This is a genomic window from Halolactibacillus halophilus (assembly GCF_900115605.1).
Classification (GTDB): domain Bacteria; phylum Bacillota; class Bacilli; order Bacillales; family Amphibacillaceae; genus Halolactibacillus; species Halolactibacillus halophilus.
In genome coordinates, this window is sequence record NZ_FOXC01000015.1 from 19,871 (window position 1) to 39,940 (window position 20,070).

At 38.2% G+C, this 20,070-nt stretch carries 20 protein-coding genes; 19 read left to right on the forward strand and 1 reads right to left on the reverse strand.

The window, feature by feature from the left end; translation table 11 throughout:
* Positions 1 to 5 precede the first annotated feature (5 nt).
* The 19 genes from uvrA (at position 6) to BM098_RS06935 (ending at position 19,038) form a co-directional block, all read left to right on the forward strand.
* Positions 6 to 2,831 (forward strand): excinuclease ABC subunit UvrA, encoded by a 2,826-nt coding sequence (gene uvrA, locus BM098_RS06845; RefSeq protein ID WP_089831743.1) that lies wholly within the window; start codon positions 6 to 8, stop codon positions 2,829 to 2,831.
* A gap of 90 nt (positions 2,832 to 2,921) precedes the next feature.
* On the forward strand, positions 2,922 to 3,119 hold the full coding sequence (locus tag BM098_RS06850; RefSeq protein WP_089831745.1) for a PspC domain-containing protein: 198 nt from the start codon (positions 2,922 to 2,924) through the stop codon (positions 3,117 to 3,119).
* Positions 3,119 to 3,463 carry a phage holin family protein gene (locus tag BM098_RS06855; RefSeq protein WP_089831747.1) on the forward strand — a complete coding sequence of 115 codons (345 nt, stop codon included), beginning with the start codon at positions 3,119 to 3,121 and terminating at the stop codon, positions 3,461 to 3,463. The genes BM098_RS06850 and BM098_RS06855 overlap by 1 nt, the downstream gene beginning before the upstream one ends.
* Before the next feature lie 151 nt (positions 3,464 to 3,614).
* The gene (gene pabB / locus BM098_RS06860) at positions 3,615 to 5,354 is read left to right on the forward strand and encodes an aminodeoxychorismate synthase component I (protein WP_089831749.1); all 1,740 of its coding nucleotides are present in this window, start codon (positions 3,615 to 3,617) and stop codon (positions 5,352 to 5,354) included.
* Positions 5,355 to 5,468: 114 nt separating this feature from the next.
* Positions 5,469 to 6,419 carry an HPr(Ser) kinase/phosphatase gene (hprK, locus tag BM098_RS06865; protein WP_089831752.1) on the forward strand — a complete coding sequence of 317 codons (951 nt, stop codon included), beginning with the start codon at positions 5,469 to 5,471 and terminating at the stop codon, positions 6,417 to 6,419.
* Positions 6,420 to 6,451: 32 nt separating this feature from the next.
* Positions 6,452 to 7,282, forward strand: a complete 831-nt coding sequence (lgt, locus tag BM098_RS06870) for a prolipoprotein diacylglyceryl transferase (protein WP_089831754.1) — start codon at positions 6,452 to 6,454, stop codon at positions 7,280 to 7,282.
* A 71-nt stretch (positions 7,283 to 7,353) separates the two neighbouring features.
* Positions 7,354 to 8,283, forward strand: coding sequence for a nucleoside recognition domain-containing protein (locus tag BM098_RS06875; RefSeq protein ID WP_089831757.1), 930 nt, complete (start codon positions 7,354 to 7,356; stop codon positions 8,281 to 8,283).
* 8 nt (positions 8,284 to 8,291) lie between these two features.
* Positions 8,292 to 8,960, forward strand: coding sequence for a pyrophosphatase PpaX (ppaX, locus tag BM098_RS06880; RefSeq protein ID WP_089831759.1), 669 nt, complete (start codon positions 8,292 to 8,294; stop codon positions 8,958 to 8,960).
* Positions 8,933 to 9,415 carry an acyltransferase gene (locus tag BM098_RS06885; RefSeq protein WP_089831761.1) on the forward strand — a complete coding sequence of 161 codons (483 nt, stop codon included), beginning with the start codon at positions 8,933 to 8,935 and terminating at the stop codon, positions 9,413 to 9,415. Before ppaX ends, BM098_RS06885 begins: the two co-directional genes overlap by 28 nt.
* Complete coding sequence (locus BM098_RS06890; RefSeq protein WP_089831762.1) at positions 9,416 to 10,981, forward strand: FAD-dependent oxidoreductase; 1,566 nt, start codon at positions 9,416 to 9,418, stop codon at positions 10,979 to 10,981.
* Positions 10,982 to 11,054: 73 nt separating this feature from the next.
* Positions 11,055 to 11,795, forward strand: coding sequence for a tetratricopeptide repeat protein (locus tag BM098_RS06895; protein WP_089831764.1), 741 nt, complete (start codon positions 11,055 to 11,057; stop codon positions 11,793 to 11,795).
* An 81-nt stretch (positions 11,796 to 11,876) separates the two neighbouring features.
* A complete protein-coding gene (gene trxB / locus BM098_RS06900) occupies positions 11,877 to 12,830 on the forward strand; it encodes a thioredoxin-disulfide reductase (protein WP_089831809.1) in 954 nt (317 codons plus the stop codon).
* Between the two features lie 342 nt (positions 12,831 to 13,172).
* The gene (locus BM098_RS06905; protein WP_089831766.1) at positions 13,173 to 13,631 is read left to right on the forward strand and encodes an 8-oxo-dGTP diphosphatase; all 459 of its coding nucleotides are present in this window, start codon (positions 13,173 to 13,175) and stop codon (positions 13,629 to 13,631) included.
* A gap of 13 nt (positions 13,632 to 13,644) precedes the next feature.
* The gene (rapZ, locus tag BM098_RS06910) at positions 13,645 to 14,526 is read left to right on the forward strand and encodes an RNase adapter RapZ (RefSeq protein ID WP_089831767.1); all 882 of its coding nucleotides are present in this window, start codon (positions 13,645 to 13,647) and stop codon (positions 14,524 to 14,526) included.
* Between the two features lie 2 nt (positions 14,527 to 14,528).
* Positions 14,529 to 15,506 carry a gluconeogenesis factor YvcK family protein gene (locus tag BM098_RS06915; protein WP_089831769.1) on the forward strand — a complete coding sequence of 326 codons (978 nt, stop codon included), beginning with the start codon at positions 14,529 to 14,531 and terminating at the stop codon, positions 15,504 to 15,506.
* Between the two features lie 7 nt (positions 15,507 to 15,513).
* The gene (whiA, locus tag BM098_RS06920) at positions 15,514 to 16,476 is read left to right on the forward strand and encodes a DNA-binding protein WhiA (protein ID WP_089831771.1); all 963 of its coding nucleotides are present in this window, start codon (positions 15,514 to 15,516) and stop codon (positions 16,474 to 16,476) included.
* Positions 16,477 to 16,552: 76 nt separating this feature from the next.
* Complete coding sequence (locus tag BM098_RS06925) at positions 16,553 to 16,789, forward strand: HPr family phosphocarrier protein (RefSeq protein WP_089831773.1); 237 nt, start codon at positions 16,553 to 16,555, stop codon at positions 16,787 to 16,789.
* Positions 16,790 to 16,877: 88 nt separating this feature from the next.
* Complete coding sequence (locus BM098_RS06930) at positions 16,878 to 17,780, forward strand: ABC transporter ATP-binding protein (protein WP_089831774.1); 903 nt, start codon at positions 16,878 to 16,880, stop codon at positions 17,778 to 17,780.
* Positions 17,773 to 19,038, forward strand: a complete 1,266-nt coding sequence (locus BM098_RS06935; protein ID WP_089831776.1) for an ABC transporter permease — start codon at positions 17,773 to 17,775, stop codon at positions 19,036 to 19,038. Before BM098_RS06930 ends, BM098_RS06935 begins: the two co-directional genes overlap by 8 nt.
* Before the next feature lie 305 nt (positions 19,039 to 19,343).
* Here the strand turns inward: BM098_RS06935 and BM098_RS06940 are convergent, their stop codons facing one another.
* Positions 19,344 to 19,814, reverse strand: a complete 471-nt coding sequence (locus BM098_RS06940) for a hypothetical protein (protein WP_089831778.1) — start codon at positions 19,812 to 19,814, stop codon at positions 19,344 to 19,346.
* Positions 19,815 to 20,070 lie beyond the last annotated feature (256 nt).

Sequence of the window (20,070 nt, forward strand, 5' to 3'; positions counted from 1 at the left end):
GTGTATTGGTAAAAAAACAGATATCAATTAAGGGTGCGCGTGTGCACAACTTGAAAAACATCGATATTGATATTCCCAAAGATAAGCTTGTTGTCTTAACGGGCTTATCAGGTTCAGGTAAATCTTCACTTGCCTTTGATACGATTTACGCTGAAGGACAACGCCGTTATGTTGAGTCATTATCAGCTTATGCGAGACAGTTTTTAGGTCAGATGGATAAGCCAGATGTTGATACCATTGAAGGGTTATCGCCAGCGATTTCCATTGATCAGAAAACAACGAGTAATAACCCACGTTCAACAGTTGCGACGGTAACAGAAATTTATGATTACATGCGACTGTTATGGGCAAGAATTGGTCACCCAACGTGTCCGATTCATGGTGCTGAAATAGCATCACAATCGGTTGAAGAAATCGTTGATAAAATTCTGGCGCTAGAGGAACGCTCAAAACTCCAGCTACTCGCCCCGGTTATATCGGGCCGTAAAGGGGAACATATCAAAGTATTAGAAAACTTACAAAAAGAGGGGTATGTCCGGCTTCGGATTGACGGTGAGATGGTGGAAATCACCGACGATATTCAGTTAGAAAAAACGAAAAAGCACACCATTGAAGTTGTTGTTGACCGAATTGTCATTAAAGAAGGTATTAAAACTCGTTTGAGTGATTCTGTTGAGACGGCTCTTAAACTTGGTGAAGGTCAATTAATTGTTGATGTCATTGGACAAGAAGAGCTGCCGTTTAGCGAACGACATGCGTGCCCAATTTGTGGTTTTTCTATCTCGGAGCTCGAACCGCGTCTTTTCTCCTTTAATGCACCCTACGGTGCTTGTCCAACATGTGATGGCTTGGGACATAAAAAAGAAGTAGATCTTGATTTAGTGGTTCCGGACAAAACATTAACACTGAATGAAGGGGCTATTGTGGCTTGGCAACCAACGAGCTCTCAGTACTACCCTCAATTACTTAAAAGCGTCTGTGACCATTACGGTATAGATATGGATACGCCAGTTAAAGATTTACCGAAAAAACATATGAATAAGATTTTACATGGTAGTGGTAAAACGAAAATTCGCTTTAAATACGAAAATGATTACGGCATGACGCGTGATACAAAAATTGAATTTGAAGGCGTATTAAATAACATTGAACGCCGGTTTAAAGAGACATCGTCTGACTATATTCGTGAACAAATGGAGAAATACATGGCCGAGTCTGACTGCCCAACGTGTAGCGGGTATCGTTTAAATGATGAAGCCCGTGCAGTGTTGATTAATGACCGCCATATTGGTGAGATTACTAACTTGCCGGTGACAGAAGCCCGTGATTTCTTTCAAACATTAACCTTAACTGAACAAGAACAACAAATTGCGAAGCTCATTTTAAAAGAATTAGATGAACGCTTAAGTTTTCTCATTAATGTTGGACTTGATTATTTAACACTGTCCAGAAAAGCCGGGACACTTTCAGGTGGTGAAGCACAGCGAATTCGTCTAGCAACGCAAATCGGTTCGGCACTGACCGGTGTCTTATATGTGCTGGATGAGCCATCGATTGGTTTACATCAACGAGATAATGACCGGTTAATTGGGACGTTAAAAAACATGCGTGATTTAGGTAATACCCTTATTGTTGTGGAGCATGATGAAGATACGATGCTTGCGGCTGATCACCTCATTGATATTGGTCCTGGTGCGGGTGAACACGGGGGAGAAATTGTTGCCCAGGGGACGCCTAAACAAGTAATGGCTAATAAAAAGTCACTAACCGGTCAATATCTGTCCGGAAAAAAACAAATCCACGTACCGAAAGAACGACGTATCCCGGATGAGCGCTGCTTGAGTGTTAAGGGCGCATATGAGAATAATTTAAAGCATGTCGATGTTGATATACCCATTGGGTTAATGACAGGTGTCACCGGCGTGTCTGGTTCCGGTAAAAGCTCATTAATTAATCAAATTGTTCATAAAAGACTAGCTCAGTTGCTCAATCGGTCGAAACAACGACCGGGCAAGCATGAAAAGTTAGAAGGGTATGAATATCTAGAAAAAGTGATTGACATCGACCAATCACCAATTGGTCGAACACCACGGTCAAATCCAGCGACCTACACGGGAGTGTTTGATGATATTCGTGATGTCTTCGCCCAAACAAACGAAGCGAAAGTAAGAGGCTATAAAAAGGGCCGCTTTAGTTTTAATGTGAAAGGTGGGCGTTGTGAAGCATGTCGGGGTGATGGGATTATTAAAATAGAAATGCACTTCTTACCCGATGTCTATGTTCCTTGTGAAGTATGTGATGGTAGAAGGTATAATCGTGAAACATTAGAAGTAAAATATAAGGGAAAAAATATTGCGGATGTGTTAGAGATGACAATTGAAGAAGCGCTTGATTTCTTTAAAAATATTCCTAAAATTAAACGTAAGCTCCAAACAATCTATGATGTAGGCCTTGGTTATGTGAGACTAGGTCAGCCAGCCACAACCCTCTCTGGCGGGGAAGCACAGCGGGTGAAACTGGCGAGTGAATTACACAAACGCTCTAACGGTAAAACACTCTATATCTTGGATGAACCGACAACGGGGTTACATGTCGATGATATTTCCCGGTTATTAGAAGTATTAAATCGTCTTGTTGAAAATGGTGACACAGTTTTAATTATTGAGCACAATTTAGATGTCATTAAAACCTGTGATTATTTAATTGATTTAGGCCCTGAAGGGGGCGACCGTGGTGGTACCATCGTGGCGACAGGTACACCTGAATTTATCAGTGAACATAAGGCGTCTTACACAGGGAAATATTTAGCTCCGCTATTAACTAAAGCTTAGATTTACACGTTATGTTTAAATAGTCATAAAAAAAGGAATAAATAAACGACTGATTAGTCATATGAATTGTATTGAATGGAGGAATGACAGATGAGTAAAAAATTATATCGATCCAACCAAGATGTGATGTTGGCAGGTGTCTTAGGTGGATTAGCAGAGTACTTTAACGTCGATCCTACCTGGGTCAGACTAGCTTTTGTTGGGATTCTATTGTTCACCGCAGGTATGCCAAGCATTTTCTATATCGCCGCAGCGATTATTATCCCAAAAAGTGACGTGTATAACTGATGCGTTGGATACTTTCATTAACATTACAAGCACTGGCGATTATTACTGCAGGCTACTTATTTGATGGTTTTTATATTGAATCGTTTTGGATTGCAATCCTCGCTGCCGTCATCTTAACCCTGCTGAATGCGATTATTAAACCGATTTTAGTCATCCTTACCTTACCAATTACGATTCTAACGCTTGGGTTATTTATGTTTATAATTAATGCCATTACGTTGATGCTTGCTCAAGCTATTATTGGTAGTGGTTTTGTAATCGAGAGCTTCGGATTAGCAATCCTGGCTTCAATCGTCATCTCATTCATTAATATGGTATTACAAAAGGGCTTAAATGATAAATAATAAGCCGTCAATAAGTCAGATGCCACTGGTGTCTGACTTGTTTTTCTCATAAATATTTTTTCGAGTTGACTTTATCGCATGTCGGTTAGAGATTTGATATGATAAGACGTATGTTAGAAATGACTAGTTTAGGATAGAAAGCAGGAGTGGTATGTCTCTTTATTTTCAGTTTGATTTTAATGAACCAAATAAGGGTAATGAATCGCTTGTCTTTACCGAGCCTAAACAGGTGTGGCAAACGTCCGTAATAGAGGATGTTATACCGACCTTAGAAGAAGTAGAGCAGGCTCACCGTGACGGCCTTTATGTAGCTGGTTATCTTGCCTATGAAGCAGCCCCTGCTTTTGATGATCATTATGACGTGCAAGATACAAGTCAGCCCTTACTGTTATTTGCGAGTTTTGATGCGCCAGCTGTTGAAAGAAAAGGTGAAGGGTTACCTTTTTATGTTCATCCGTGGCAGATTAATGAGGATGAAATAACGTATCAAGATAACATACATCAAATAAAAGAAGCGATTAGACAAGGGGATACATATCAGGTCAATTATACCGTTCGGTTACTGACTAAATTCTTTGGTGATCCTTATGGTTATTATTTAATGTTGAAAGAGAAGCAACAAGGAAATTATAGCGCTTATTTACAATATGATACGCAGCATATCTTATCATTATCACCGGAGTTATTTTTCGACGTCAAGCAGTCACGTATCACGACAAAACCAATGAAAGGCACGAGTAAACGGGGGAAGACACTCGATGAAGATAGACAAAACAAACAACATTTAACCTCATCAGACAAAGAACGCGCAGAAAATATGATGATTGTAGATCTATTAAGAAATGACTTGGGCAGACTCGCAACCAAAGGCTCGGTAACTGCTTCTCGGTTGTTATCGGTTGAAACATACCCAACTGTGCATCAAATGACATCGACGGTAGAAGCAACGTTGGATGAAACGCATGGTCTGATTGACTGGTTCAAAGCACTGTTTCCTTGTGGCTCAATCACGGGTGCACCGAAAATTAAAACGATGGCCTACATTGCAGCATTAGAATCATCCCCTCGTGGTGTTTATTGTGGTGCCATCGGTTACCTTACACCTAATAAAGAAGCGGTATTTAATGTGCCGATTCGAACCGTTACCATTGACGATCTCACACATGAGGCAACCTATGGTGTAGGTGGTGGCATTACGTGGGACTCAACTGACACCGCAGAATACGAGGAAGTGCAAACAAAGGCAAACGTGTTAGATATTGATATACCTGAGTTTTACTTGTTAGAATCATTTTCTTTAAAGGACGGGGTTATCGAAAGATTTGATCAACACTTACGTCGCTTAATGCAATCAGCAGAAACTTTTGGCTATCCACTTGATTTACAACAAATGAAAGCGGCAAAAGAACAGCTTGAGACGAATCATCCAGCAGGGCAATATAAAGTAAGGTGGCTTATTGATAAGATAGGACAGTTATCTGTAGATGTGATTGAAACTAAAAAAATGGTGGAGCCAGTTGTCTGTTATGTGGCCAAACAACCTATTGCCAGGCATCATTTGTTTAGCCGTTATAAAACCACTTATCGCAGCCACTATCAAGCTTGTGAAGTGAAAGCACCTGATAACTTTTCAACGTTATTATATAATGAAACCAGTGAGTTAACTGAGTTTACGATTGGAAACGTCGTTGTTCAACTAAATGGTCTATTATATACACCCCCTGTTTCCTCAGGTTGTTTACCAGGGATTTATCGTCAACAACTCCTTGATGAGAACAAAGTGATGGAGAAAGTTTTAACACTCATGGATTTAAAACAAGCAGAAAAAGTGTATATCACTAATAGTGTCAGAGGCATGGTGGAAGTATCGCTAAAGCCAGGGTTTAGTTAATGCTTACCGGGCTATTTCGTGCTACAATGTAGTATGTACGCACATGTCATTACACGGAAAAGGTTTATAAGAAGTATGCATAAATGAACAATTTAGAAAGAAGGTGGATTCACCATGGCTAAAGTACAAACAAAAGATTTATTTGATGAGTTTAAACTCGAGCTTGTTGCTGGAGAAGACGGACTTGATCGTGAATTTATCATGAGTGATATTTCACGACCAGGAATTGAACTTACGGGTTATTTTAGATATTATCCAAAAGCAAGATTGCAGATCTTAGGTAAGACAGAGTTGTCATACTTTAATGAATTAACATCTGAGGAACGTAAAGCACGGTCACTCAAGTTATGTTCAAAAGTGACACCTTGTATCGTTATTACAAGAGGGATGGATATTCCAAAAGAAATTATCGAAGCGTGCAATGAAAAAGGTGTTCCGTTGTTACGTTCACCATATAAAACCACCCGAGTTGTTAGTCGTTTAACGAACTTTTTAGAAGCGCGATTTGCTCCGTTTACTGCTATTCATGGTGTCCTTGTTGATATTCACGGGGTTGGTGTGATGATTATGGGTCAAAGTGGTGTAGGTAAAAGTGAGACTGCCCTTGAACTAGTAAAGCGTGGGCACCGTCTCGTTGCGGATGACTCGGTTGAAATTAGACAAGAAGATTATGATCGTTTAATTGGAAAAAGTCCTAAACTGATTGAACATTTACTTGAAATTAGAGGGCTAGGCATTATTAATGTCATGACACTGTTTGGTGCAAGCGCGGTGCGTTCTCATAAAGAGATTGATTATGTCATTAACCTAGAAAATTGGGATGAAAAGAAGCAATATGACCGCATCGGAATGGAAGAAGAGACGCTAAAAATTATTGATGTTGAAATACCAAAAGCAACAATTCCTGTACGCCCTGGTCGTAACGTTGCTGTTATTATTGAAGTTGCGGCAATGAATTTCCGTTTGAAGCGCCTCGGTTTAAATGCTGCAGAAGAATTTACCGCACGGTTAGCTGAGACGATTGAATCAGAAAAACATAACTTAGAACAAAATAAAGAGTTTTAAATGCGTGTCATTAGTTGTTAGGAGGAAATAATGTGTTTAGTTTAAATCAAGCGTTAAGTCCAATCTTTTTAGATATTGGGCCGATTACGATTTATTGGTATGCAATCATTATCGTAACGGGTGTTGTCATCGGACTCATCCTTGGAACGAAAGAAAGTGTGCGTCTCGGTTTGAAAGATGATACATTTACGGACTTAATTGTTTGGGCGTTACCAATTGCGATTGTGTCTGCTCGACTGTATTATGTAATTTTTGAATGGGACCGCTACACGGGCCGTGAATGGTGGGCACCGTTTGCGGTTTGGGAAGGTGGCATCGCCATTCACGGAGCTCTTATTGGTTCAGTGATTTTCGCCTATTATTTCTGTAAAAAGCGGGGGATACCTTTCTATAAACTTGCGGATATTGCCGCGCCAAGTATTATTATCGGTCAAGCCATTGGCCGTTGGGGAAACTTTATGAATCAAGAAGCACATGGTGGTCCAGTATCCGATTGGGCTTATGATACATTTTTACAATACTTACCGTCGTTTATTGAAAATCAAATGACGATTGAGGGTGTGTTATACCATCCGACCTTTTTATATGAGTCCGTTTGGAACTTAATCATTTTTGGTCTGTTGCTATATTTACGTCGAGTGAATCCATTACGCGGGGATATTTTCTTAACGTATGTGATGGGTTATTCAGTTGGCCGGTTCTTTATTGAAGGTATGCGAACTGATAGTTTATATGTTGTTGGTAATTTGAGAACAGCACAAGTTATTTCGATTGTATTAATTATTGTGGGGATTGTTCTGATGTACCTTAATCGGAAGAAAAATTGGATTACTGTTCATTACAATGGTAAAAAACGCAAATAATTTATTAACCTGTTGATTTGTTTCAACAGGTTTCTTTTAAGATAACGAACATAAGCATTTTGGGGGAAACGATGAAGACTATTCTAACAAGAGGTTTACATAAAGGCCTAAGTGTCACGTGGACATTGAGTAAAGTGATTTTTCCTATTACATTAATCCTAACATTACTGCGATACACACCAGTCCTACCCTATTTTATTCATCTAATTGAGCCGCTTATGAGTGGCATTGGTTTACCAGGAGAAGCAAGCGTGCCACTAGTATTGGGATTTTCGTTGAATTTATATGCCGGGATCGCGGCGATTATTTCTTTTGACTTTACTGTGAAACAGGTATTTATTTTAGCCGTGATGTTGAGTTTTGCACATAACTTATTTGTCGAATCAACGGTCGCGGTTAAGGTTGGGGTTAGATGGTACATTGTGATTGTGATTCGGTTGAGCTTAGCTTTTCTTTCAGCTCTTGTGATTCATCACTTCGTGCCATTTAAACAAACACTCGCGCAGTATTCATTTGAAGAAGCACAGGAAGGAGCAGTATCAGGTGTCATTAATATTATTATGCATGCATTAACGACTGCATTTGATAGTGTATGGGGATTAGCGATTATTGTTGTGCCATTGATGATTGTGATGCAACTGTTTCGTGACTTAGGTTGGCTCGATACGTTGACTGAATGGCTTTCACCATTTACCCGGCTACTAGGCATTAAAAGTAACGCAGCGATGACGTTAGTAGCTGGACTCACCATTGGACTTGCTTTTGGTGCAGGTGTGATGGTTGAGGCAATTAAGGACGATCATGTAGAGAAAAAAGATATGTATTTAAGTTTTATCTTTTTGGTCAGTTGTCATGCCGTCGTAGAGGATACGTTGATATTTATTCCGCTTGGAATTCCCGTATTGCCACTGTTTTTTATTCGCTTATTGACAGCCATCATTCTAACTCGTATTGTAAGTATTATCTGGACAGAAGTTGAAAAAAATAAACAAATTATTTAGCGGAGGGTATTATGATTACTACATTATTATTTGATTTAGACGGAACATTAATTGATACGAATGCTTTAATTATTGCATCATTTACACACACATTGAAAAAGCATACGAAGAAAGACTATACAAAAGAAGAAATTTTACCGTTCATCGGACCACCATTAATTGAAAGTTTAACAAGTATAGACCCGTCACAAGCAGAAGCAATGATGGATACGTATCGTGAACATAATATTGGTGAGCACGAAACGTATGTGAAAGCGTATCCTACAGTAGTCGATACAATTAAACGTCTCCATGAGTTAGGATATAAATTAGCGATTGTAACAACGAAGATGACGGATACGGCTAGACTCGGTTTAGAAATTACCGGTCTTACACCTTATTTTGATGTCATCATTGGTTTAAATGAAGTCGATCATGCTAAACCACATCCAGAACCGGTATTAAAAGCACTAGACGCGCTCGGTGAAACACCGATCCATGCCCTTATGGTAGGGGATAATTCACACGACATTGAAGCGGGACAAAATGCGGGGACCAAAACAGCGGGCGTGTCTTGGACAATAAAAGGGAAAGACTTTTTAGCAAGCTTCAAACCGGACTATATGTTAGAAGAGTTAAAAGATCTGTTAGCTATTTTAGAGGTGGACTCATGCGACAAACAGAACGATTTAAAATAGAGGGATCCAATAGTTTATGGCAACTATATCAAACGGTCTCATTTTTTAAGGTAATGAAGAATTTTGTGGTGATTCAACTTGCAAGGTACACACCATTCTTACCTGTGAAGAACTGGCTATACCGTACATTATTAAGAATGGATGTGGGGAAACAAACGTCTTTCGCCTTAATGGTGATGGTCGACCTCATGTTTCCTGAGCGGATTACGGTAGGACACAACAGTATTATTGGCTATAATACAACCATTCTTACTCATGAATATTTGATCAATGAATATCGGTTAGGTTACGTCACCATTGGTGATGAGGTGATGATTGGCGCGAATTGCACGATTTTACCAGGTGTGAGAATCGGTGATGGAGCGACAGTTGCGGCGGGAACGGTTGTTTCAAAAGACATACCCGCCTATGCCTTCGCGAAAGGAAATCCAGTTATGATTACTGAAACAAAATAGATGGAAAGTAAAGAAGGGATTGCGGTGAAGTTAACAAATACAAATCGAGAAGAGACAATGCGACAGCTACTCGAGACAAGCTATGATGTGATTGTGATAGGTGGCGGTTTAACCGGGGCAAGTATTTTATTTGATTTACAGATGCGTGGTTTAAAGACACTACTAATTGAAAAAAATGATTATGCTTCGGGTGCATCTGAGAGTTTTGATTTACTTGTTTATGATAAAAATACCTATCAAACGTTACCCAAACAAAAGAAACAAGAATTATATCAATTAAATCAAAACCTAGGTAGAGCTTTTCAGTTTTTACCGGCGATTGAACTAATCGCGGCGGAGATTCCTGTTACATCAGAAATCACCAAAAAGTTGAGACCGTTATTTAAGAAACGTGCGATAGATAAGCCGGTTGCCTCGGTCAAATTATCTTTAACGCAAAAACAGCAATTTGAAGCTGTTGGAACGCTGATACATACAACGGTCCCTGTTATTGATACTGCTAGAGTAACGATTGATTTAATAAAAGCAAGTGTAGCTCTTAATGCCGATGCGATTAATTACGTAATGGTAACCGATGTGAATCGGTTAGGTGATGATTTATGTAGTGTGTTTGTTGAAGACCAAGTCACAGGTGAAATAAATGTTATTCATACTAAAAAAGTTGTGAATGCGACTGGCTTAGATAGTCCAGAACTACACAACCGTATACAAAAGAAACCGTTAACGCTGACACCTCGCAAGAAATATCAGTGGCTAGTGCCTAAATCAGAACTAACCATAAATTTCCCGGTCATTATTAAACAAGGATTATATTCTTATACAGTAACACTCATTCCAAGAGACCAAGGCGTGTTAGTGAGTACGGTTCGACCTAGCGGTGCTATACTTTCTACTAAAGCCGTTTTACTTGAAGTGAAAGCGGAAATTGAACGTGTACTTCCGGAGATAACTTTGGACATTAATCATGTTTTTACGTTTAAAACAACGAGTGAAGTTGATACAGATGCTGAAAAAACACCTTTTAATTTTTACAGATCAAGTCATAACGTTCTTACAGTAACTGGGAGTTCTATTTCGAATTATCGTCAATATGCCGAAAAGATTGGCGATGAAGTAACTAAACAATTCAAATCAGAGTCAGCCATTTTGTATGAACAATCAAATACGAAAACAAGAATTGTATCGGCAGATGTGTTGAAAGAATGGACAAAACCTTCAAAGGACGAAGCTAAAGTCTTGCAGCTGATGAATAGATATCAAATCGATCAATTGCATTTTGAACGATTAAGTCGTGATGTTTACAGATTATTGGACGATTATCCCATCCCGAGGCATTTATTTATTGAACTGCTTTACACGATTGAGTTTGAGGGGGTATATAAGGCATCGGACTTTATTCAGCGACGATTACGCTTAGGTGTGTTTGATTATTCAATACAAGGACCTATCATTTTACAAATAATAAGATTTATGGAATATCGTCTTGCGTGGACGAAAGAGGAGCGGTCCTATTATGAGCGTGAAGTCAATCAATTCATGACGGAACGTCGCCTATTAGGTTTTTGATAAATGGTGTGCGAATACTATTGACTATGCTATACTTACGTTGAAAGAACATTATGTATAAAAGGGGTATTAAATGACTGTGGAAAATGAAATGTCAGACCCAACCTTACCTACAAAAATTATTCCATTTATTCATGATGGAGATTTTTTCTTTACAAAAGGCGTGGACGCCTTTTATAAGAGAAAGTTTGATTTAGCCTTAAAAGAAGAAATAGATGTCTTTGAAGACGAAGACGATTTATTAATGTACCAGGAGACAGCTTTTTATTATCTCCAACATGAAGATTATTTAAAAGCAGTGACAATATTAGAAGAAGCGTTAGAATTGTTCCCGGAATATGATTTATTTCATTTTCAATCACGTTTTGCGCGATTTTTTAACGGTGAACAAAAAGCGATGTTAAAAGAAGAAGAAACCGCACTTATCATAGAACCAGACCAGCTTTATGCGCGCTTTAATTTAATGTTTTTTTATCGAGCTTTAGGTGAAGAAGAAAAATTAAATGAGATTGTGGCCAGTTTTAAGGGCGTCTATCCGATGCACCAAGAACAAGCGCTTAAAGTAGCAATTGGTTATACCTTAGCAGGGCATGAAGATGAGGCAGTCATACGTTTTAACCGCTTGCAGCATCGGACGGTTAAACACCATGTTGATTACTATAAGTACTACGCACTAGCACTTTACCGACATGGAAAAGTGACCGAAGCCGAAGCGTTGTTTGAAGAGGCAAAACGGCGTCATACACAACTGATTAACAAGAAAGCGCCATGGTTAGAACAACATATGAGCAAATCAGTGGACGAAGGAAAGTAAATATACCATAATGAGTATATGAAAGTTAACTCAGAATCATTACGATTTAAATTTTAATCAAAGAAAGGAATGACGATGTATATGACTGAAGAACGTATTTATGATGTGATTATTATTGGTGCAGGACCAGCTGGAATGACAGCAGCAGTTTATGCTTCTCGTGCTGATTTAGATACTTTAATGATTGAACGTGGTATTCCAGGTGGACAAATGGCCAACACTGAAGATGTTGAGAATTATCCAGGTTATGAGAGCATTCTAGGGCCAGATCTATCAAATAAAATGTTTGAACATGCTAAAAAATTCGGTGCAGAATATGCTTATGGTGATATCACAAGTATTATTGATGGCCATCGTTGCAAGACAGTAAAAGCAGGTGATAAAGAGTATAAAACCAAAACCATCATTATCGCTACAGGTGCAAAGTATAAGAAGATAGGTATTCCTGGAGAAGAAGAATTAGCAGGACGTGGCGTATCTTACTGTGCGGTATGTGACGGAGCTTTCTTTAAAGATAAAGAGCTTATCGTTATTGGTGGCGGTGATTCAGCCGTAGAAGAGGGTGTTTATTTAACACGCTACGCGAAGAAAGTCACCATTGTTCACCGTCGTGATGAGTTACGCGCTCAAAAGATTTTACAAGAACGTGCGTTTAAAAATGAAAAAGTCGATTTTATTTGGGATACAATTGTGACAGATATTAATGAAAAAGATGGTAAAGTCGGTTCAGTCACATTGAAAAATGTTCACACTGACCAAGTAACAGAGAAAACAGCGGATGGTGTCTTTATTTACATCGGTCTTGAACCACTTAGCGCGCCATTTGAATCACTTGGTATTAATAACGACGAAGGTTACATTCCAACTAATGATCAAATGGAAACAGACATCCCAGGCATTTTTGCGGTTGGAGACATTCGTGAAAAAACACTCCGTCAAATTGTCACAGCGACAGGCGATGGCAGTATTGCTGGACAAAATGCGCAGCACTACATTGAAGAGCTTGAAGAAGAGTTAGAAAAACAAGAACAATAAACTTTACCTGTTCTTAATCTCACTGTAATCAAACTGCAAAAGAAGTGGGGTATACTATAAATAAGTAATTAACCCCCCCTTTTTAATATACGAAAATGATTTGCGCAGTATATGAGCATTGGCTTATGTGCTGCGTCTTTTTTTGGGTTCTTTGTCAAATAGGGTTGGTATGAGTCATTTAAGTATTTTTTTAGTTAAGAGAACTATAATCTGTGAACGCGTATGAATGATAGACAGTGATAGACAGTGATAGAATGAAAATTTTAAGTGGAAACAATCGATTGCCACTGTAAGTTTTGCTATAATGGAATAAGAGTGTTAAAAAGGAAGCGAGTGAACGATATGCAACGAGTGACCAATTGTTTAATCATAGATCATGATAAAGTACTCTTATTAAAAAAGCCACGTCATGGCTGGTATGCCATGCCAGGTGGAAAAATGGAACCGAGAGAAACGGTACAAGAATCAGTTATAAGGGAAGTATTTGAGGAGACAGGTCTTAAAATAACCAACCCAAAAATCATTAGTATTGCCAACATACATAAGCCATCAGCTAAACCACCAAAGGATGATTGGATGATGTTTACGTTTGTCGCACATAGTTTTGAAGGCGCACTTGTAGAAACGTGTCCTGAGGGTGAGTTAGAATGGATCAATCTTCGTGACGTATCAACTATTCCAACAGCGCCAAGTGACCGAATTATTCATGATTATGCGCTAAAACACGACCGTCTATTATACGCGCAGTTTGAACTGGATGAAGACGATCAACTTATTAGCTTTAAAACGCAAGACGATTAAAGGAGGCAAAAAAATGGCAAACCAAAAAGAAACATCACTTGTGATTATCACAGGTATGAGTGGTGCCGGTAAAACGGTTGCAGTTCAAAGTTTTGAAGATTTAGGTTACTACTGTGTGGATAATTTACCCCCCGCTCTATTACCTAAATTCTTAGAATTAATGAAGGATGCCTCGAATAACATTAACAAAGTTGCGCTCGTTATAGATTTACGAGGACGTGAATTTTTTGATACTTTGTTTGAAAGCTTGGATACTTTGTCTGACTTAACTTGGATTGATGAGCACATTTTATTTTTAGATGCTCAAGACCAAACTTTAGTGTCACGATATAAAGAAACGAGACGATCTCATCCGCTTGCACCAAATGGCTTACCGTTAGAAGGTATAAAAAAGGAACGTCAATTATTAAGTGAACTACGCGGGCGAGCGCAGCATTTCATCGAGACAACAAATTTAAAACCGAAAGAATTGCGCGAAAAAATCGTTCAGAAGTATGGCGATCGTGAGCAAAAAATCTTTTCAGTTCACGCAATGTCGTTTGGTTTTAAGTATGGGATGCCGATTGATGCCGATTTGGTTTTTGATGTGCGTTTTTTACCGAATCCACACTACGTTGAACACCTCCAGCCTCAAACCGGACTAAACACAGAGGTAAAGGACTACGTATTTAAATGGGCAGAAACACAAAAATTTGTCGATAAATGGTTGGATTTACTTAGTTTTATGCTTCCTCAGTATAAAAAAGAAGGCAAGTCACAACTTGTGATCGCGATTGGGTGTACTGGTGGCCAACACCGTTCGGTGGCGCTTGCTGAGCATGTCGCTAAGTATTTTTCGGATCAATACACCACGCATGTCTCTCACCGTGATATTGATAAACGGAAAGGGCACTAAGTATGGAAGAAACGCTAAAGAAAGTTACCGTTCTTGGTGGTGGCACGGGTATGCCGGTGATACTTCGAGGCTTAAAGGAATATCCGATTGATCTGTCAGCCATTGTCACCGTCGCCGATGATGGGGGATCATCAGGAAGACTACGAACGGAAATGTCGATGCCTGCACCTGGAGATATTAGAAATGTTATTGCAGCACTATCCGAGGTTGAACCGATGATGGAAGCTTTGCTCCAACACCGATTTGACCTTGGAGAAGAGGGCTTAAAAGGCCACTCCATGGGGAATTTGATTTTGGCTGCCATGACGGCAGTGACCGGAGATTTTTATTTAGGAATTAAAGAGATTGAAAAAGTATTTAATGTTAAAGGTCAAATTTATCCAGTTGCTAATCAAAATCTCTTTCTTAGTGCGGAGATGGAAGACGGGGAGATTATTGTGGGAGAGTCAAATATCCCTAAAGCTAATAAGCCAATACACCGAGTCTTTTTAGAACCAGAAACAGCCGAACCGTTACCGGAAGCAGTTGATGCGATCTTGGTCTCGGACCTTATTATTATTTCTCCAGGGAGCCTTTACACGAGCACGTTACCAAATTTAATTGTTCCACAAGTCGCTAATGCTTTAAGACAAACCGACGCCGAAGTCGTCTATGTTTGTAATGTTATGACGCAAAATGGTGAGACAGATGGCTTCACCGCTTTTGACCATGCCCGGGTTATTTTAGAACATGTGGGTGACGGGGTGATTGATACAATACTTGTTCATAGTGAAGGCGTTAGCCAAGATATTCTCAATCTTTATTTAGAAGAACAAGCAAAACCCGTTGAGTATGATAAGGAACGACTAGAAACACTTGGCTTAGAAATAGTTGAAGGAAATATTATTACCGATCACGATCATGTCCTGCGACATGATAAAGATAAAGTCGCTAAGATATTATGTGGCCTTATTGGTATATGTGATCCAATAGAAAGGTGAATGTCTTATGTCTTTTGCATCAGAAATAAAAAAAGAGCTGACGCAAATTGATAACAATGATTGTTGTAAAGAAGCTGAACTTGCGGCTTTGATCCGAATGAATGGTGCGGTCTCTATCGCTAGAATGACTTATGTCCTTGATGTACAAACAGAGAATGCTGCGATTGCAAGACGTATTTACACATTAATAAAATCATTGTATCCACACCCAATCAAATTGTTGGTGCGAAAAAAAATGAAATTGAAGAAAAACAATGTTTATATTGTTAGAATAGAAGAAGGCGCAAAAGATATTCTATTGGACTTAGCTATATTAGAAGAGCCATTTGTATTTGTCAGAACAATTTCTGAGCAATATTTAAAGAAAACGTGTTGTAAACGCGCTTATTTAAGGGGAGCTTTTCTTGCGGGAGGCTCCATTAACAATCCAGAAACATCGTCCTACCACTTAGAAATTGCTAATAGTTATGAGGAACACAATGATGCCCTGCAAAAACTGATGAATGGTTTTGATTTGCATGCTCGAACGCTCGAACGCCGAAACGGTTATATCACTTACATTAAAGAAGCTGAAAAAATAACCGAGTTTTTAAACTACATTGGCGCACACCATGCCCTATTTAAATTTGAAGATGTGCGGATTATTCGTGATATGCGTAATTCGGTGAATCGGCTCGTTAACTGTGAGACGGCCAACTTAAATAAAACAATCGGCGCAGCTTTTAGACAAGTTGAAAATATCCGTTTTATCGAGAAAATGGTTGGTCTGGAAGCTCTACCTGATAAATTACAAGAAATCGCAAGACTCAGAGTTGACCATCAAGAAGTATCTTTAAAGGAATTAGGTGAGCTTGTTAGTGGTTCACCAATTAGTAAGTCTGGTGTTAATCACCGATTAAAGAAAATCGATCAATTTGCTGATCAATTACGCGGAGAATATCCGATACAAAAACAGTCCGAAACTCACTAACACATATTTCATAAATTAGTGTATAATGAAATTATTGTAAAAAAAATTTATGCTTTGTTAAAAGGAGTGAGTGGTTATGAAATGTATCGTCAATTTAAGCTCTAATCTTCAAATAGGTCTAGCGTCTACCTTTGTTCAACTAGCAAATTGGTTTTCAACAGAAATTCATATAACGAAAAGAGAGCGTCGTGTGAATGCGGAAAATATTATGGGACTGTTAAGCTTAGTTGTTGCTAGAGGAGAAGCTATTGATTTAAGTGGAACGGATAGAGACAGCGATGAAGCAATTCAGACACTCGGGATTTTTTTGTAATAAGACAATTGACCTAAAACTAAAAGCAACAATACCACTAGAGGTACTGTTGCTTTTTCAATAAATGTAAAGTAGAGGAGGAGATAATATGGCATTACATATTAACAATGTCACAAAACGGTTTGGGTCATTTACGGCAGTAGATGATTTATCCATTACCATCAATAAAAATCAAATTTTCGGTTTCCTTGGTGCCAACGGTGCCGGTAAAACAACGACCTTTAGGATGATTCTAGGACTTATTGATGAAACGGAAGGTCAGATTCGTTGGAATGATCAAAAAATCGATTACAGTGTAACAGATTCGATGGGATATTTACCAGAAGAACGAGGGTTGTATCCAAAAATGAAAGTAAAAGAACAGATGATTTATCTCGGTAGGTTAAGAGGAATGGAAAAAAGTTCAATTATTAAAGCGCTAGATTATTGGCTAGATCGGTTCAAGATTCCTGAATATAAAGATAAAAAAGTAGAGGAATTGTCTAAAGGGAATCAGCAGAAGATTCAATTTATTTCGGCAGTTATCAATCAACCTAAATTACTCATTCTAGATGAACCGTTCTCAGGACTAGATCCTGTTAATGTCGAACTGTTAAAGGAAGCTGTCATTGAGCTGAAAGATCAAGGGACAACAATTGTTTTCTCTTCTCATCAAATGTCGACAGTGGAAGAACTATGTGAATCGTTATGTATTATGGTGAAGGGGAAACCAGTTGTCCAAGGTGCGTTAAAGGACATTAAACGTCAATTTGGCAAGAAAAATCTTCTGGTTCATGCAGATATGGATTTAAGTTTCTTAAAAGATATGTTAGGTGTTGTCAAGTATGCTGAAACGGCACAAGGCTGTCGTCTGCAGATTAATGACGAGTCTGTTTCTCAAGACATATTAAAAGAACTGATTATGCGCGATGGTTTTATTAAACGTTTTGATTTACTTGAACCATCATTAAACGATATTTTTATTGAGAAAGTAGGTGAGTCTTATGAATAAATTTTGGGTCGTGTTATCTCAAACTTATTTAACTAGATTCAAATCAAAATCATTTATAATAATGACCGCACTCTTTTTAGTTTTCATTTTAGCGATTGGTAATATTGACCGGATTATTGAGTTATTTAATTCTGATGAAGAGACGTTAATTCCAACCGTCGCTGTTATTGATGAGACAAATCTGTATGAAGATTATTTAACAGATATCGAGAGTCAGTCTCTTCAGTACGATGTGTCATCGGAAACTGAGGCATCCCTTAATGAAGCCGTTTTAGCTGGTGAGATTGATGGGGTATTAACCCTGTCAGATGATGAGACACAGCCATTTACAGCAACACTTCGATTAGAAGATGTCTTAAATAACCGTCTTGAATATCAAGTAAATGAACATCTGCAGCAGCTGAAAGTCATGGTAATGACTGAGGAAGCCGGCATTGATGGTGAGATTTTACAGTCCATCTATTCACCTGTATCCTTTCAATTAGAAGCGATTGAAAAAGCAGACGGGACAACATCTAAAACAGAAGAAGAAATTAGTGGTGCACGTGGTCTCGTTTATGTGATGCTATTCCTATTATACTTTGCGGTTATTACGTATGGTCAAATGATCGCGACCGATATCGCAAATGAAAAAACATCACGCGTGATGGAAATCTTAATCTCAAGTTCAAGTCCAGTTTCACAGATGTTCGCCAAAATCATTGGGATTGCTTTACTTGGATTAACACAAATCTCAATTCTTATTGTGACCGCCTTTCTTGTCATTCAAACACGTGTGAACGACTTTGATGGGGATTTCTTTGAAGTCTTCGGTTTTAGTGATATTGACGTGTCCGTTTATGTTTATGCACTTGTCTTTTTCTTACTCGGGTACTTATTATATGCAACATTGTCAGCTATGCTTGGCTCACTGGTTAGTCGAATGGAGGACGTTGGTCAGTTAATGTTCCCAGTGATTATTTTAATTATTATTGCCTTTATGGTGTCAATGTTTGGGTTAGAATCACCGGAATCAACGTTAGTTACGGTGATGTCTTATATACCGTTCTTTAGTCCACTGGTGATGTTTTTACGGGTCGGGCTTCTCGGCATTCCTTTTTATGAAGTCATGTTAAGCATTGGTATCTTACTAGTAACAATTTTCATTCTTGGTTTTGTCGGAGCAAAAGTGTACCGTGGTGGTGTATTAATGTACGGCGGTGGATTTAAGCTGAAAGATTTAAAACAAGTCATGCACTTAAGTAAGAAGAGCAAATAGTAAAAACAAATAAGTGCGATCTCTTTAATTCAATAAAGGGATCACACTTATTTTTTCATGTTATGAAATATGTGTTCATTTTAAGGTCAATCTAAATATTATCTGTCTTCTGAAAGCAAAGTTGAGCATGAGAATTCAGGTCAACAATTACGCTAACATGAGGGACGTTATTGTGGGCATTACTTTATGGGGAGTGATTAACTTAATGATGTCATAGTTAACGTTTTAAATATGACCGAAAAAAATAATAAAGCGATATACTTAAACCATATTGTGTTTAATGCTTCAATTTAATAATGGAGGATTTATTTGATTGCCTTTAGCTTAGCGATATCTCTGAAATTATTAGCTGTTACAAACTCAACCATGGATAAATCATCTCTTATACCATCAACTCTGTCTACCATATCCGTTCTGAATTCTAATAGATCAGCTGTTTGTTCAGCAATACCATCAGTTTTCTTACCGAGAACAGTCATACCATCTTCGATGGCATCTAATCTGTTAATAATGTTACTTTGCCCGACTTTTAATGAGCAGACATCATCTTTCAATGAATGAACATCATCTTTCAATAAATAAACATCATCTTTCAATGAATGAACATCATCTTTCAATAAATAAACATCATCTTTCAATGAATGAACATCCTCTTTTAATGAGTGAAACTCTTCTTTTAATGAGTGAAACTCTTCTTTTAATGAGTGAAACTCTTCTTTTAATGACAGGTTGCTCTGGTGAATGGATTTTAACATATCCAATATTTCATTTTCCATTTTTACATCCCTCCATGTCTTAATGATATTATCTATAGTATATCATAAAAGATACGTAAAAAATGATGAGATGTTTTTCAATGAATCAAAAATATCCAGCTATCTAGTTAAATTTAATATTTGCATCTATCATTCATGAGTTTTTAGAGATTGACTGTTTAACTTTAAATTCTTGAATTGTAAAGTTAAATGCATAAACGATGTCTAGATTAAGTCAATCAATTTTGTTTGAAAATATTTATAGTATACATACTAA

Coding starts and splice junctions, on each gene's coding strand:
- BM098_RS06850 (WP_089831745.1), top strand. CDS start 2,922: ATGAGTAAAAAATTATATCGATCCAACCAAGATGTGATGTTGGCAGGT.
- BM098_RS06855 (WP_089831747.1), top strand. CDS start 3,119: ATGCGTTGGATACTTTCATTAACATTACAAGCACTGGCGATTATTACT.
- pabB (WP_089831749.1), top strand. CDS start 3,615: ATGTCTCTTTATTTTCAGTTTGATTTTAATGAACCAAATAAGGGTAAT.
- hprK (WP_089831752.1), top strand. CDS start 5,469: ATGGCTAAAGTACAAACAAAAGATTTATTTGATGAGTTTAAACTCGAG.
- BM098_RS06875 (WP_089831757.1), top strand. CDS start 7,354: ATGAAGACTATTCTAACAAGAGGTTTACATAAAGGCCTAAGTGTCACG.
- BM098_RS06885 (WP_089831761.1), top strand. CDS start 8,933: ATGCGACAAACAGAACGATTTAAAATAGAGGGATCCAATAGTTTATGG.
- BM098_RS06890 (WP_089831762.1), top strand. CDS start 9,416: ATGGAAAGTAAAGAAGGGATTGCGGTGAAGTTAACAAATACAAATCGA.
- BM098_RS06895 (WP_089831764.1), top strand. CDS start 11,055: ATGACTGTGGAAAATGAAATGTCAGACCCAACCTTACCTACAAAAATT.
- trxB (WP_089831809.1), top strand. CDS start 11,877: ATGACTGAAGAACGTATTTATGATGTGATTATTATTGGTGCAGGACCA.
- BM098_RS06905 (WP_089831766.1), top strand. CDS start 13,173: ATGCAACGAGTGACCAATTGTTTAATCATAGATCATGATAAAGTACTC.
- rapZ (WP_089831767.1), top strand. CDS start 13,645: ATGGCAAACCAAAAAGAAACATCACTTGTGATTATCACAGGTATGAGT.
- BM098_RS06915 (WP_089831769.1), top strand. CDS start 14,529: ATGGAAGAAACGCTAAAGAAAGTTACCGTTCTTGGTGGTGGCACGGGT.
- whiA (WP_089831771.1), top strand. CDS start 15,514: ATGTCTTTTGCATCAGAAATAAAAAAAGAGCTGACGCAAATTGATAAC.
- BM098_RS06925 (WP_089831773.1), top strand. CDS start 16,553: ATGAAATGTATCGTCAATTTAAGCTCTAATCTTCAAATAGGTCTAGCG.
- BM098_RS06930 (WP_089831774.1), top strand. CDS start 16,878: ATGGCATTACATATTAACAATGTCACAAAACGGTTTGGGTCATTTACG.
- BM098_RS06935 (WP_089831776.1), top strand. CDS start 17,773: ATGAATAAATTTTGGGTCGTGTTATCTCAAACTTATTTAACTAGATTC.
- BM098_RS06940 (WP_089831778.1), bottom strand. CDS start 19,814: ATGGAAAATGAAATATTGGATATGTTAAAATCCATTCACCAGAGCAAC.